The sequence below is a fragment of the Nocardia neocaledoniensis genome, assembly GCF_003182135.1.
Lineage (GTDB): Bacteria > Actinomycetota > Actinomycetes > Mycobacteriales > Mycobacteriaceae > Nocardia > Nocardia neocaledoniensis.
On sequence record NZ_QGTL01000008.1, the window covers coordinates 48,589 to 61,654 of the forward strand.

Consider the following 13,066-nt stretch of genomic DNA (forward strand, 5'->3'; position numbering starts at 1 on the left):
CCCTGGCAGCGTCGCACCGAGATCCCCTGTACGAAGGGGACTCCCGGGAGCGAAGGAGCAGCCGCGATGGCCGAACGCGCGAGTACATGGGCGCCGACCGAGGACCAGATCCGCCAGTGCTACATCTATCTGCTTTCCCGCTTTCTGGTGATCCGCCAGGAGCTGACCGATCGCGCTGAGGACGGCTTCGCCTACAACCGGATCAAATACAACCCGCTCGGCTCGGCCGATTTCGTCAACCCCAACTTCGACGTCGCCTACCTCGAGGCGTGGTTCGCCGTCGATGACGACACCGCGGTCCTACTCGAGGTCCCCGAGGTGCGCGGCCGCTACTACACCGCCCAGGTCCTCGACGAGTGGGGCGAGGTGATCTTCAATATCAACGAACGCACCACGCCGTCGAAACCCTTCGGGACCTTCGCACTCGTCAAACCCGGTACCGACCCCGCGATCGCGGACGGTGCCACTCGCATCGACCTGCACTCGGCCAAGGCCAAAATGCTCGCCAGAGTCGAGATCGGCGACGATCCCGACGGCGCGCTCGCGCTCCAGCGCAAGTTCGCGGCGACACCGCTGGGCCCGATCGAGGTTGCCGAGCCACCGAAGATCCCCGCCTTCGACAACGCGAACCTGCTCGGTGTCGACATCTTCGACAACCTCGGCGCCGTTCTGGGCAGCGCTCTTGACGTCTCGCCGGCCGCGTTCGCCATGCAGGTGCTGGCGCAGTCGATCGCTGGATACCTGGCCGCGGACCCGGGCGCGCGCGAGCGGGTCGACACTTTCCTGCGCGAGACCGTGGTGCCGGAGTTCAAGGAGTACGCGCTCACCCAGGGCGCACCGTATGTGAACCGCTGGATGGGCGGATCGCCCTCGGGCAATTACGGTGCCGACTACACGGTGCGCACCATCGTCAACCTGCTCGGTATCTGGGCCAACACCTCCGACGAGGTCGTCTATTTCAACACCAGCCGGGCCGCGGACGGCAAACCCCTCGACGGTGCTGACAGCTATGTCATCGATTTCCCCGCCGAGGGCCTGCCGGACTCGGTCGTTGTGGACGGCTACTGGTCGGTCATCCTGGTCTCGGTCCCCGATTTCCGGGTCATTCCGAACGCGCTGCACCGCTACAACTTCAACAACTACTCGCCGCTGACCTACGAGCCCGACGGCTCCCTGCGCATCGGCATCGGTCCGAAACCCGTTGCCGGTGTCCCGGAATCGAACTGGCTGCCCTCGGCCCCCGGCCAGCCCTTCTCTCTGACCTTCCGTTGTTATGTCCCCAAGAGCTTCGTCGGTGGCGGCGGCTGGGCACCCCCACCACTGACCGCCGTGCACTGATCCGCTGGAAGGTACCCGAAGGCGGGATTCGAGTTCACTCGATTCGGGTGAGGTGCTCATCGGCCGCTGGGGTCAGGATCTCGCTATAGACACTTCCGCACGCGCTTGCGGCCTCGAGGAGTGGAGCACTGATGGCACTGGATTACGGCAACCGCACCGATTTCGACAACGCGGATCGGGGGTTTATCGCGACCATCGATCCGATGGTGATCACCAACTCCGCCGGAGAGCCGGTATTCGACACCTCCGGCTACGGCTATCTCGACGGCGAACGCCCGGAAACAGTCCACCCCAGCCTGTTCCGGCAGGCACAGCTCGTACGCAAACACGGACTGTACGAGGTTACGGACGGGATCTATCAGATCCGCGGCTTCGACCTATCCAACATGACGATCGTCGAGGGGGAGACCGGCGTCATCGTCATCGACCCGCTCATCTCCGCGGAGACCGCCGCGGCGGGGTTGAAGCTCTACCGTGAGCACCGTGGCGATCGTCGCGTGGTCGCGGTCATCTATACCCATTCCCATGTCGATCACTTCGGCGGTGTCGGAGGGGTGCTGCCCGACGGGCGGGGCGAGGTCCCGATCCTGGCTCCGGCGGGGTTCATGGCCGAAGCCGTCTCGGAGAACGTCTACGCGGGCAACGCGATGAACCGGCGCGCGATCTACATGTACGGCTACCAGCTGCCGATCAGCCCGCAAGGCCAGGTCTCGACGGGCCTGGGTATTCGTGGTTCAGGGGGCACGATCGGGCTCATTCCTCCGACGGTCGACATCACCCATACCGGGCAGCAGGAAACCCTCGACGGCGTGCGGATCACCTTCCAGCTGACGCCGGGGACCGAAGCGCCGTCGGAGATGAACTTCTATTTCCCCGACCACCGTGCGCTGTGCCTGGCGGAGAACGCCACCCACAATCTGCACAATCTGCTCACCCTGCGCGGTGCCCAGGTACGGGACGCGCGAGCGTGGTCGCAGTACATCGACGAGGCCATCGAACTATACGGTGCCGACGCCGAGGTCGCTTTCGCTTCCCATCACTGGCCCACCTGGGGAACGGTCGAGATCGTCGAGTTCCTCACCGTGCAGCGTGACCTCTACATGTACCTGCACGATCAGACGCTGCGGCTGCTCAACAGTGGTTTGACCGGCCCCGAGATCGCCGAGGAGATCGAGCTCCCGCCGGGTCTGGCCGATGCCTGGTCGGCGCGCGGTTACTACGGTTCGGTCAGCCACAATGTCAAGGCGATCTACCAGCGTTATCTGGGCTGGTTCGACGGTCACCCGGCATCGTTGTGGCAGCATCCACCCCAGGCCGCCGCCGAGCGCTACACCGAGGCTCTCGGTGGCATCGACGCCGTCATGGCGAAGGCCACCGCCTACGCCGACAGCGGCGACCTGCGATTCGCCGCCGAACTTCTCAAACACGCCGTATTCGCCGAACCCGGCAACACCACCGCCACCACCGCGCTGGCAGAGGTCTTCACCAAGCTCGGCTACGGCGCCGAAAACGCCACCTGGCGCAGCTTCTACCTGACCGGAGCCATGGAACTCCGCGACGGGATAGCCCCGAACCCAGTGAACACCAGTGCGGGCATGGCCGCCGCGTTGACCGTCGAACAGCTTTTCGACACCGTCGCGATCCGCGTGAACGGTCCACGCGCCGCGAAAGACGCCTTCCGCATCGACTGGCGTTTCACCGATCTCGACAAGGCCATCCGGCTCAGCCTTTCCAACGGAGTCCTCATTCGGACCGTCGATCCACGCAGCAACCCCGACGTCGACCTCACGTTGACCTTGACCAAGAACCAGTTGTTCGGCGTGCTGGCCGGCAAAGGTCTCGACGGCGTCGAGCACACCGGCGACACCGCGGTCCTGGCCAGGTTGTTCGATCTGCTCGACACCCCGGACACGTCCTTCCCGATCGTGACTCCCTGACCGCGACGACCACGGCCCGCCCGGCAAGGCTCGACCCCGCGCGGGCGGGCCAGGCCGTCGCCACACGACCACTGCGCCCGCCACGGCCTAGGCCTGTGTCTGCCTGATTCGGGCTCACCGACCCACACTGCGGACCCCGGCCGGGAAGGACACCTGATGAGTGAGCTGATACTGGCGTTGCTGCCGGAGATGTTGGGCTTGCTGATCACTCCGGCCGCCATTGCCGGATGCGTGTTGCTGCTCCAGTCGCAACGCCCGCTGGCGAACGCGGCCTCGTTCGGGTCCGCGTTCGTGCTCGTCTACTCCCAGGTCGGAGTCGCCGCGTTGCTCGGCGGCGCCTCCGACCCCGGCGCCACCTCGGCAACAGTGTCGCACTGGGCCGGTCTGATCGTGGGCCTGGTCTTCCTCGCCTGCGGCGCCGGGATCGCGATGCGTCGCCCCGGCCCCGGCGCGTCCCCACCGAGGTTCCTCACCGAGCTCGAGAATGCCGGCCCGCGTCAGGCATTCGCTGCCGGGCTCGTACTTGCGATCGTCAATCCGAACCTGGTCATCATGATGTCGGGCATGAGCCTGATCGCCAGCTCCGACACCACGACAAGCCAAGCGGTCCTGGCCACCGTCGCGCTGCTGGCCGCTGCCGCGCTGGACTTCCTGATTCCGATCGGCATCTATCTCGCGCTGGGGGAGCGCGCCCGCAACGCCCTCGACGCCGCGAAACAATGGATGCTGGCCCACAACCACACCCTGACCGTCGCGGTGCTGTTCGGTTTCGGGATCCTGTTCACCGCCCGAGGCATCACCAATCTCACCTGAGAATCAGCGCGGGCACAGCAGTTCCGGCGAGTGGACCGCGGATCGCGTCGGAGCCGAACGGCTGTGGAACCAACCGAACTGCAGATGTCCGGAAGCGGGATCGTGCCGCTGGGGGAATTGAACCGGCAACTCTGAGAAACCGCGATGAGCTGCGGAACATGGTCGCAGGTTGGTGCCCTCGGCGGGGCACATCGAAGATGGGAACGCGCGCGACCAGGGGTTTTGCTCAGGCCAGTTGGTGATCGAAGCGGAATTCGAGCTGGACTGAGCGAGACGGGTCTGCGCTCCCGGCCGGGTTCATCCTACCTACCTGTTCTGCTCGGCAACAGTAGGGATTGGCGCGGGTGTCACGCTGCACCGAATACGTGGTGACCACTACGCACTCAGCGTGATGTTCGATCACTGCGGCCTGCTGCTCGGGGCCGCAGGGCATAGGCAGGAACGAGCTGGTCGCTCAGTTGTAGCGGCGGGCGTCCGTCGGCAAAGGGGATCGAGTAGGTGACCCGGCCCAGCCACTCACCGGCGTAGGTGGGAACCCAATGTGAGAGCAGACCGGGACGTTCGCCGATCATGTCCAGCCCAGCGCCGTTGAGGTGGCGGGGCGTCCCGGGATCGCGGATGACGATGGCGTCCAGACGCACCCACACAGGCTTCGGCGACTCCACGACGGTGCGCGCGAAGTGTCCCTCCGTTTGTGGGTACAACCGCTGTGGGGAAGTCCCCTCAGTCCGGGTGACCCAGTTCGACTCGTCCCTGTCCGCGCTCATTGCGCTCACTCCGCCCAGGGAGTGAGGTCGATGAGGCGCATCGAAAACGCATAAGCGCCGGGGGCCTGCAAGGTCGGCTCGATCCGGGCGTGAGTGCCGTCGATCTTGAGGATTCCGAACTGCGAGATGCCGTTCGTGCCGATACGGACTAAGTCTCCTACCTGCATGATCGATACTATAGTCGAACGTATGTTCCCATTGGTGTGTGTCTCGCGCGTCAGACTTCTTGGCAGGGTTGCCCGGTTTACGCTCCGAGAACATCGAGCCAGGAAGGAGCCGATTCGTGGCGAGGTCACGGCGATTGAAGATCCCGGTCGAGGACAAGGTGCGAGTGGTGTTGTCGGTGCTGTCCGGGGAGATGAGCGCCGCGGAGGCGGCCCGGCGGCGGGGTGTGAGTACGGCGTCGGTGGGCAAGCAGCAACGACGGATGAGCAGGGGGCTTGATTGGCGCAGCAACCCTTGTTGTGCGTGGCAATCGTCGGGTGCGCGAACCGTCTATCGGGTGCGCTGTCGGCACGACCGCTCCGATCGGTCCTCTGCTCGAGTCCGGAGGGCCGTCTGTGGATTCCGCAGCGTGCGCCGTTGCTCTGCGCGACCATGGTCGTTGTGGAACCGGGACATGAGTATGTCTATCGTGAAAGCACTTTCGCCAAGTCGCAGCATGTCCGCGTGATCGAGGTAGAGCGACGCCCGCGTTCGACGCGGGTCGAGATCGAGTTTCTGGACGGCGCCGATGCCGGCACACGACGGCAAGTCCCAGGTGGCCGGCTTAGAGCTCCCTGGGCGGAGGTCGCGGCGTTCGACGAGCTCTGGGCGAACTGGGCTCGGCTGGCGTCCGACGAGTACGAGCAGACACGGGCGGAAGAGTTCGCTGTCGTGACGGTGTTCGACTCGTTGATTGCGCCGGAGGTCGCCGAGTGCGGACCCGGTCCGGTCCGTGACTCGGTGGCGATCCGCGATCGGGTTGCGCTGGAGAGGATCCTCGACGTCTCGCTCGATGGTCTCCTGTCACGGTTCGAGCACTTCGACACCGACGGATCGCTCTTCGTCTCGCCGAGTTTCGTGCCGCTGATGTGCGAGCTGGCGTGTCGGGCCAATCCGATGCCGATCCTCGATGTCGTCCGGAAGGAAGAAGAGGAGAAGCGCGAGGAATGTAAACGTGTGCGGACAGTTGAGTTGTTCAGAGGTGAGGAACGAACGATATATCCGGAGCAGTCGTACGCTTCCTATCTGGAACTCTGGCGCCCGACCCACGAGTTGCTGAGGCAGTGGTGCGGGCATCGCGCGGTCACGTTCCAAGAGCGGCTGACCGCAGCCGAGGCCGAGGTGAAGCGCCTGGAAGGTCTGCTGATTCGAACCATCGACATCGTCAAGGAATCCGACGAGCGGTGGGCGGAGTGTATCGAGCGGGAAATGGATACTGAGCGGATCCTCCCTGAGAACGTGCGGCCGGTTGTCGATCGGCCTGTTCCGCCGCACCAGCGAGAGGTCATCTATGTCAAGACCCGTGGCCGCCGCTGGTGGTAGGCGACGGGTCGTGCTGGCCGATGTCCGTCTCGAACGACTTGAGTAGTTGTATACACGAGGAGCTCGCATGAGCAAGGCCCCAGTCGAGTTGAACCAGAGGCAGATCGATGTCCTCGGATGGGTGCGTAAAGGTTGCCCTGACGGCGTCTTTACGGACTTTCAGCATCGTGTTGTCGCGCGTGCGCTGGAGCGGCGTGGATTGGTCGTCATCAGCGGTAAGGGTGCATCCTGGACGGTCACGATGACCGAGGCCGGTCAGCAGTGGAATCTCCCCGCATCTGCTGGACGTGGCAGCGCCGACGCCGATGCCGATCAGCTGATCGCACAGGTACTCGCCGCTGACGGTGAACTCACTATGGAACTGGCACACGAAGCGAAAGAAGGTTACCGACGCCTCGTCGACCGGAGCCTGCGCTCTTCTGCCCGACCCAGGGGTAAGAAGCTGGAGCTGAAGCCGATCGGGCGATACGGATCCAACGAGTACGCGATCGTCTTCACCGAGCACTTCGACGACTTGGTAGAGCCCCGCCCGGTCCCCGTCCCGGAGCACGTCGCGAAATACCATCCGGCAGTGCGCGCCTTCCTCGACGACAAGGATTGGAAGCACGTCAGCAGCGAGCATGTTCTCCGCGCGGCGCGGATCCTGCAGGCGATCGCCACCGAAGCGGCTCACCGCGGTATTCGCGTACAGACACCAGCCGAAGTGCACGGCGATGGCGGGGGCCGAACCCAAAGACGGGTCAAAGGCCGACTGGTGCTGGGTACCTCGCACGGAGCGTACGGGGTCGACATCAAGGAGATACCCCTCGCGGGAACGCCAAAAGTGTCGCCCGTGCCGTATTCCAAGCGTGGATCGGTACCGGGCTGGATCGCCACGCGGAGCCGAGAATTCGTCAGCACCGGCAAGCTCGAACTGACAGTCCACGGGCCAGGCAGCACCTACAACGGCGACCACTACCGTGATGCCAAGTCGATCAAGGTCGAAGACAAGCTGCCGCAGCTGTTCCGATCACTGGAGATCTACGCGCTTCGAGCAGACTGGAACCGCCGTGAGCTCGAGCGGGCCGCAGCTGAGCGACGAGTGCGGTGGGAAAGCGCAATGTCGGCCGCGACCGAGCGATACGCGGAGAACGCCCGGTGGGAGCACTTCACGAAGCGGTCGAGCGAATGGCGGCTCGTGAACCAGCACCGCGACTTCCTGGCCGCGGCGAGAAAGCACGCTGAACTGTACGAGGGCGAACTCCGCAGCGACATCATGCGGCAGCTCGATGAGGCGGAAGAACGAATCGATCGCCTGGATCCCGTCCGGAACCTGTCGAGAATCGTCCCCCACGTACCAGACCCGCGACCAGAGGATCTCAAACCATTTCTCTCCGGGTGGAGTCCGCATGGTCCGAGCGGATCGGCCTGGTAGCGACCCACTCGGAGCGTCGTCCGAGTGTCGCGTCCCCGCACCACGGCCACCGTAGGCTGGGTGAATGAGCGGGCGCTCACGCGGTTCTGTTGGCTACTGCCCCGGTTGCGGTGCCCGGCTACGGCCGGAGCAGCGCGCCGACGCGCTGTTCTGCTCTTCCAAGTGCCGGTCGCGGTACTGGCGATGGCGCAAGCAAGGACAAACGAAGGTTCACGCCCTGCACGACCGTGCCTCGGTTCGACGGTGCCCGCAGTGCGGCGGTACGTGGATCGCTGGAGTCGACCACCGAATCGACGCGCAGTACTGCTCCCACCGTTGCCGAACGCGTGCGTGGCGGGGTAGCCGTTCGTAATATCCGACACAGTGACACTTCTTGTCGACGCTTCTAGCTTCTCTGAAAAACAGTCTCTGATCTGCGGATATAGGTCTCAAGATGTCTTGTCAACGGTGACACGGCGGGAGCAGAATCTAGCTATGTGCCCGCGATCCGTTCAATAGCCGACACGGACGACGTTATCGGTGGCAGAACGTCTGGGAGCGGTCAGGTCGGGCGCGGAGGAGATCGACATGACTACCAAGATCGGTGCGGTGACTAAGCGGCGCTACGACCGTCTCGTGAAAGAAGGCCGCGGCCTCGTAGCGCAGCAGACCTACAGTCAGTTCAAACTCGGTGAGAACGCCCTCGAAATCGAGCCGCTACGGTCCAGGCATGGCGGGCCGGTCGCGCCCGGCGACGAGATTCTGACAGTTGAATGGGGACTTCGGATGTACGCCGAGGATGTGGGCATTCCCGAATCCACGTTGGCGGACTACCGCTGGGTGGCATCCCGTTGGCCTGAGGAGTTCCGGGCTCCTGATGTCTCGTACTACATCCACAAGATTTTCGCCGGTGTCGGTGATGCCGATGACCCGACCGAGCGCCACGACCTGATACTCGATCCTCCCGAGGACGAGCGGACCGGTGAGTTGAGGTGGACGGTCGATTCGGCCGCACGCTGGGTCGGGTGGCGACCCTCGCATGCGGAATCCGAGCAGGAACGTGTCGAGCGAATCCATGATCTGGCGAAGGACGACGCCGTCGCTACCAGGGTGATCACCGACTTCCTCCGTCGGCCGACGGTTGCGTACGAGGCGATGGCAGACCACACCGCACGCCACGCGGTGAACGCCGCGCAGATCGATCGAACCCGGGATGCTTTGGATCGAGTACGGCGAAGTACGCCGGCTGTTCGGCGAACAGAACACTCCGCCGAGTATGTGGACCTCGTCGGGACCTGCCAGCAATTCGTCGCCGCGGCCTCTCGGCTCGTCCCCGCGTTGCGCGGCAACGACTTCACCGACGAGGAACGTGAGCGAGTGCACGCCAACACAGTGCGTGTTCGCGCTACCGCCGACTGGATCGAGAGCGCCGTCGATACCGGCAACGTCGGGATGGACGACGAACTGGCTCGCCTTCTCGGAGGTGAGTGAGATGCCACGCGGAATCCCTCGACACGTCAAGGGCGAGAGAGTGCGGATCGCCTTGGTCGACGCACGGCCGAACGGGCTGTCGGCCAAACGCCTGGCCGACGTCACAGGGCTGTCGCCGAGCCAGGTTCGTGACGGACTGGTCGAGATCCGGGAAGAATCCGCGCTGGCCCACGGCGAACCTCTTGTCTGGTCGCGCGCGAACGGCTATCAGTTATCGGAAGACCCAGATGCCGTCAGGACGTACACAGGCGCGATCGCCAACGCGATTCATAAGCGACTGATTCGCCTGCTGAAGGGGACAGTGCTGCCGTTCGCGCGGATGCTGCCCGGTGGCCCGTGGGTAGACAATGCCATTGCACAACTCAACGCGGCGATAGCGTCTCTGCAGATGGCGATCGATATCACCTCGGCGACCTCGGCCGGTGCCGCGCAGCGATCGCCCACGGCGAAGGTAGCTCACTGATCAGAAACTCGAACGCGGGGTGGCCCTGGCTGTCCCCGGCGTGCTGGGCGATCCGCCCACCGGTGATTGCGCGTGACCGTGTCGCTGCGACTGTGACGAAGAACATGTCTTGCTCGAAGCGAAGGTGTATCGCCGGATAGGTGGCAGAACTGCTACCCGGTAGCTGATCTGACTGCTCGGGGGCCGAACTGGTCCGACGTGAGCTGCGGCGAACTCGTCCATGGGCCTACCTGGTCCGGGCCAGAAAGGGGGTCGGCGCGGAAATCTTGGTGTATTTCTGGTCTCGGCCCGCAAAAAGAAGCAGGTCAGGACCGGTGACCGGGCCTGACCTGCTTCTATTGTGCGCCATCAGGGACTCGAACCCCGAACCCGCTGATTAAGAGTCAGCTGCTCTGCCAATTGAGCTAATGGCGCTTGGTTTGCTTGGATCGCGACTCTAGGAGAGAGCCTCTCGGCTTCTCTCTCGGCCCCGCTCTCCGGTGCGGAACAAACATTAACAGGCTTGGGGCCGGAAAGTGAAATCGGGCTCTGACCAGCGACGATGGCGGGCGATCAGCGTTGTTAACGATCGGGGGCCGAGTGCGTATCTAAGGGATGTGACTTGGTCGTGTCGCGGGGGCTTTCCCGTTTGTCCCGGCCAGGCTGACTGGCAGAATGGCTGGGACGACGAACCGGACGCCCCAGCCGGCGTGGATGGCACGGGCGTGGACCGTCGGTGGGATCTGCGGCGCACAGTGACTGCGTCGGTATGGAAACGGGGTTGACATGAGTAAGAAGCGGGGGCGACCTCGGTCGCTGCGGACGATTGTCCCGGTGGTGCTGCTGGCGGTGTTCGCGTTGGGCGCGAGCGCTTGCTCGGCGGCGGAGGGCGCCGGTGTCGAGGTCGCGATCGACCGTAACCCGATCACCGAGTTGATGAAGCCGAAATTGGTGTCGGCGATCAAGGACGGGCAGGTCGGTGTCTCGCCCGGCATGCCGATGGCCTTCCAGGTCGAGGACGGCAAGTTCACCGACGTGAAGCTCACCAACAAGGAGGGCAAGGCGGTCGCGGGGCAGCTCGCCGCGGACGGGCGCTCGTGGGCGACCACCGAGGTGCTCGGGTACGGCAAGACCTACCAGCTGACGGCGTCGGCGATCGGTCTCGGCGGCGCGAACGCCTCGACGCTCAGCTTCACCACCAGCTCGCCGAACAACCAGACCAAGCCCTACCTGATGCCGGGTGAGGGCGAGGTGGTCGGCATCGGTCAGCCGGTGGCCATCCAGTTCGACGAGAACATCCCGGACCGCCGCGCGGTGCAGGACGCCATCAAGATCACCACCGAGCCGCCGGTGGAGGGCGCGTTCTACTGGGTGAACAATCGCGAAGTGCGGTGGCGCCCCGAGCATTTCTGGGCTCCGGGCACCAAGGTGACGGTCGATGTGAACGTCTACGGCAAGGACCTGGGCAAGGGTCTGTTCGGCCAGGACAACATCCACTCGTTCTTCACCATCGGTGACGCGCAGATCTTCACCGCCGACGACAACACCCATCAGGTGACCGTCGAGCGCAACGGCGAGGTGATCATGACCATGCCGACCTCGATGGGCAAGGACTCCACGCCCACCGACAACGGCATCTACATCGTGGCCGACAAGCACGACAAGCTGATCATGGACTCCTCGACCTACGGTGTCGCGATCAACTCGCCCGACGGCTACCGCACCCCGGTGGACTACGCGACGCGAATCTCCTACAGCGGCATCTTCTTCCACTCCGCGCCGTGGTCGGTGGGGCAGCAGGGCTACTCGAACGCCAGCCACGGCTGCCTGAACCTGAGCCCGGCCAACGCCCGCTGGGTGTACGAGAACGCCAAGCGCGGTGACATCACGATCGTGAAGAACACGGTCGGCGGCACGCTGTCCGGCGTCGACGGCCTCGGCGACTGGAACATCCCGTGGCCGGAATGGAAGGCGGGCAACGCCGACGTCTCCTGACGCGCGAAAGACGAAGGGCCACCGGATGTTTCCGGTGGCCCTTCGTCTTTCGCGGGAGGTTCAGGCGGGGGTGGGCAGCTCGCTGCAGTCCATCATCGCCTCGCCGGCGACGGCGAGGGCGCTGCCGAGCGCGCCGCAGAGGATGCGGCCGCCGAACAGCAGGCGGTCCAGGTTGGGCAGGCCCGCCGAGCCGGTGCCGGAGGAGCCGGTGGTCTCCAGGCCGGTGGTCGAACCGCTCTGCGCCGAGCCGGACTCGGGCTGCTCGGTGGGCAGACCGAAATCGCCGGTCGGCGCCGCGGCGACATACGGGGACAGGGGCAGGCCGGGCTCGGCCGCCGCGGTCCCCGCGATCGGGCCGAGCGCGGCAGTGGCCGCGAGGACGGCGACGACGGTGGAACGCTTCATCAAGGGGTCTTTCCGGTCGAACCTGACGAGAGATGCCGCACAACTGGGCGGTGGTCCAGAGTGTAGCGGGCAAACGTGATCTTCGTCATGACACCGGCGGGGCCGGTCAGGCGGTCGCGGCCAGGCCATGTTCGGGGCCGCGGAGCTCGGCCGAGATGCTGACGCCGGGATCGCCGACGACCACGCGCCGGACGCCGCAGCGGCAGCGCTGATAGGCGACCAGACCCTCGCTGGTCCGATGACACGACTCGATCCACCAGGTGTGGGAGGTGTGGCTGCTCATGTCCCGAGTCTGATGTAATGGCATTGTGCATTACAACCATTACGGACGTGAGCCCGTGCAGCTCGGCATCGAGCTGCTCAACGAGCCCTGCGCCTCGGCGGCGGAACTGGCCGAGCGCTGCGCGGCCGCCGGACTGGTGCTGTCCGTCCCGCCCACCGACGCGGACGTGGCCTCGGTGACGGCGTTCCTGGCGCGCTGGCGGCGCGTGGTCGAGTGCGTCGACCGCCCCGCCCGCGCCGAGCTGCTCAACGCGCTGCTGGCCGAATACGCCTCGGCGCCCCGGCTCACCGATCACGTCGGCGACGGCTGGCACCTGCACTTCCGCGACCCCGGCGTCGCGACCGATCGGCAGATCGCCGCGCTGATCACCGTCGGCACCGCGCTGCATCTGACCGGGCTCGGCATGGACCGGCTCGGTGTCTGCGCGGCGGACGGGTGCGCGCGGGCCTACGCCGACATCTCCCGCAACGGCAGGCAGCGGTTCTGCAGCCCGGCCTGCGCGAATCGCTCGGCGGTGCGCAGGCATCGGGCCGCGCGCGCCGCGGGGTGACGGGTCGTGCGGCGCCGGGTGACGGGTCGCGCGGCGCCGAGTGACGGGACGCGCGGCGCCGGGTGACGGGACGCGCGGCGCCGGGTGACGGGACGCGCGGCGCCGGGTGACGCGGCGCGGGTGCC

At 65.4% G+C, this 13,066-nt stretch carries 13 protein-coding genes and 1 tRNA gene; 9 read left to right on the top strand and 5 right to left on the bottom strand.

What is annotated here, in order from left to right:
• Window positions 1–66: 66 nt before the first annotated feature.
• From DFR69_RS21370 to DFR69_RS21380, 3 genes are all read left to right on the top strand, one after another.
• On the top strand, window positions 67–1,338 hold the full coding sequence (locus tag DFR69_RS21370) for a DUF1214 domain-containing protein (RefSeq protein WP_110039399.1): 1,272 nt from the start codon (window positions 67–69) through the stop codon (window positions 1,336–1,338).
• 131 nt (window positions 1,339–1,469) lie between these two features.
• A complete protein-coding gene (locus tag DFR69_RS21375) occupies window positions 1,470–3,275 on the top strand; it encodes an alkyl/aryl-sulfatase (protein ID WP_110039400.1) in 1,806 nt (601 codons plus the stop codon).
• Window positions 3,276–3,431: 156 nt separating this feature from the next.
• Window positions 3,432–4,088 (top strand): GAP family protein, encoded by a 657-nt coding sequence (locus DFR69_RS21380; protein WP_110039401.1) that lies wholly within the window; start codon window positions 3,432–3,434, stop codon window positions 4,086–4,088.
• A 383-nt stretch (window positions 4,089–4,471) separates the two neighbouring features.
• Here DFR69_RS21380 and DFR69_RS21385 read toward each other — a convergent pair whose 3' ends face one another.
• Together DFR69_RS21385 and DFR69_RS34560 are read right to left on the bottom strand one after the other, a co-directional pair.
• Window positions 4,472–4,729: a hypothetical protein gene (locus DFR69_RS21385; protein ID WP_244198384.1), complete on the bottom strand. Its 258-nt coding sequence runs from the start codon at window positions 4,727–4,729 to the stop codon at window positions 4,472–4,474.
• A gap of 131 nt (window positions 4,730–4,860) precedes the next feature.
• Window positions 4,861–5,022, bottom strand: a complete 162-nt coding sequence (locus DFR69_RS34560; protein ID WP_167456357.1) for a hypothetical protein — start codon at window positions 5,020–5,022, stop codon at window positions 4,861–4,863.
• Window positions 5,023–5,452: 430 nt separating this feature from the next.
• Here DFR69_RS34560 and DFR69_RS21395 point away from each other — a divergent pair, with 430 nt between their 5' ends.
• The 4 genes from DFR69_RS21395 to DFR69_RS21415 all read left to right on the top strand — a co-directional run bounded on the left by DFR69_RS21395 (window position 5,453) and on the right by DFR69_RS21415 (window position 9,729).
• Window positions 5,453–6,382, top strand: a complete 930-nt coding sequence (locus DFR69_RS21395) for a DNA replication terminus site-binding protein (protein ID WP_167456358.1) — start codon at window positions 5,453–5,455, stop codon at window positions 6,380–6,382.
• Between the two features lie 67 nt (window positions 6,383–6,449).
• Complete coding sequence (locus DFR69_RS34145) at window positions 6,450–7,796, top strand: hypothetical protein (RefSeq protein ID WP_146229389.1); 1,347 nt, start codon at window positions 6,450–6,452, stop codon at window positions 7,794–7,796.
• Between the two features lie 567 nt (window positions 7,797–8,363).
• The gene (locus DFR69_RS21410) at window positions 8,364–9,266 is read left to right on the top strand and encodes a DUF6192 family protein (protein ID WP_110039406.1); all 903 of its coding nucleotides are present in this window, start codon (window positions 8,364–8,366) and stop codon (window positions 9,264–9,266) included.
• A 40-nt stretch (window positions 9,267–9,306) separates the two neighbouring features.
• Complete coding sequence (locus DFR69_RS21415; protein WP_110039407.1) at window positions 9,307–9,729, top strand: RacP protein; 423 nt, start codon at window positions 9,307–9,309, stop codon at window positions 9,727–9,729.
• Between the two features lie 341 nt (window positions 9,730–10,070).
• On the opposite strand, the gene DFR69_RS21420 is transcribed toward DFR69_RS21415, so the two are convergent.
• Window positions 10,071–10,143, bottom strand: a tRNA-Lys gene (locus DFR69_RS21420).
• Between the two features lie 351 nt (window positions 10,144–10,494).
• Between DFR69_RS21420 and DFR69_RS21425 the strand changes: the two genes are divergently transcribed.
• On the top strand, window positions 10,495–11,703 hold the full coding sequence (locus DFR69_RS21425; protein ID WP_167456359.1) for a L,D-transpeptidase: 1,209 nt from the start codon (window positions 10,495–10,497) through the stop codon (window positions 11,701–11,703).
• 60 nt (window positions 11,704–11,763) lie between these two features.
• Here DFR69_RS21425 and DFR69_RS21430 read toward each other — a convergent pair whose 3' ends face one another.
• Together DFR69_RS21430 and DFR69_RS34565 are read right to left on the bottom strand one after the other, a co-directional pair.
• Complete coding sequence (locus DFR69_RS21430; protein WP_110039408.1) at window positions 11,764–12,108, bottom strand: hypothetical protein; 345 nt, start codon at window positions 12,106–12,108, stop codon at window positions 11,764–11,766.
• 106 nt (window positions 12,109–12,214) lie between these two features.
• A complete protein-coding gene (locus DFR69_RS34565; protein WP_167456351.1) occupies window positions 12,215–12,391 on the bottom strand; it encodes a hypothetical protein in 177 nt (58 codons plus the stop codon).
• Between the two features lie 25 nt (window positions 12,392–12,416).
• Between DFR69_RS34565 and DFR69_RS21435 the strand changes: the two genes are divergently transcribed.
• A complete protein-coding gene (locus tag DFR69_RS21435; protein ID WP_167456360.1) occupies window positions 12,417–12,941 on the top strand; it encodes a CGNR zinc finger domain-containing protein in 525 nt (174 codons plus the stop codon).
• The last annotated feature ends 125 nt before the right edge of the window (window positions 12,942–13,066 follow it).

What these genes read in the sequence shown, in the direction of transcription:
- DFR69_RS21370 (WP_110039399.1), top strand. Translation starts at nt 67, where the DNA reads ATGGCCGAACGCGCGAGTACATGGGCGCCGACCGAGGACCAGATCCGC.
- DFR69_RS21375 (WP_110039400.1), top strand. Translation starts at nt 1,470, where the DNA reads ATGGCACTGGATTACGGCAACCGCACCGATTTCGACAACGCGGATCGG.
- DFR69_RS21380 (WP_110039401.1), top strand. Translation starts at nt 3,432, where the DNA reads ATGAGTGAGCTGATACTGGCGTTGCTGCCGGAGATGTTGGGCTTGCTG.
- DFR69_RS34560 (WP_167456357.1), bottom strand. Translation starts at nt 5,022, where the DNA reads ATGCAGGTAGGAGACTTAGTCCGTATCGGCACGAACGGCATCTCGCAG.
- DFR69_RS21395 (WP_167456358.1), top strand. Translation starts at nt 5,453, where the DNA reads ATGGTCGTTGTGGAACCGGGACATGAGTATGTCTATCGTGAAAGCACT.
- DFR69_RS34145 (WP_146229389.1), top strand. Translation starts at nt 6,450, where the DNA reads ATGAGCAAGGCCCCAGTCGAGTTGAACCAGAGGCAGATCGATGTCCTC.
- DFR69_RS21410 (WP_110039406.1), top strand. Translation starts at nt 8,364, where the DNA reads ATGACTACCAAGATCGGTGCGGTGACTAAGCGGCGCTACGACCGTCTC.
- DFR69_RS21425 (WP_167456359.1), top strand. Translation starts at nt 10,495, where the DNA reads ATGAGTAAGAAGCGGGGGCGACCTCGGTCGCTGCGGACGATTGTCCCG.
- DFR69_RS21430 (WP_110039408.1), bottom strand. Translation starts at nt 12,108, where the DNA reads ATGAAGCGTTCCACCGTCGTCGCCGTCCTCGCGGCCACTGCCGCGCTC.
- DFR69_RS34565 (WP_167456351.1), bottom strand. Translation starts at nt 12,391, where the DNA reads ATGAGCAGCCACACCTCCCACACCTGGTGGATCGAGTCGTGTCATCGG.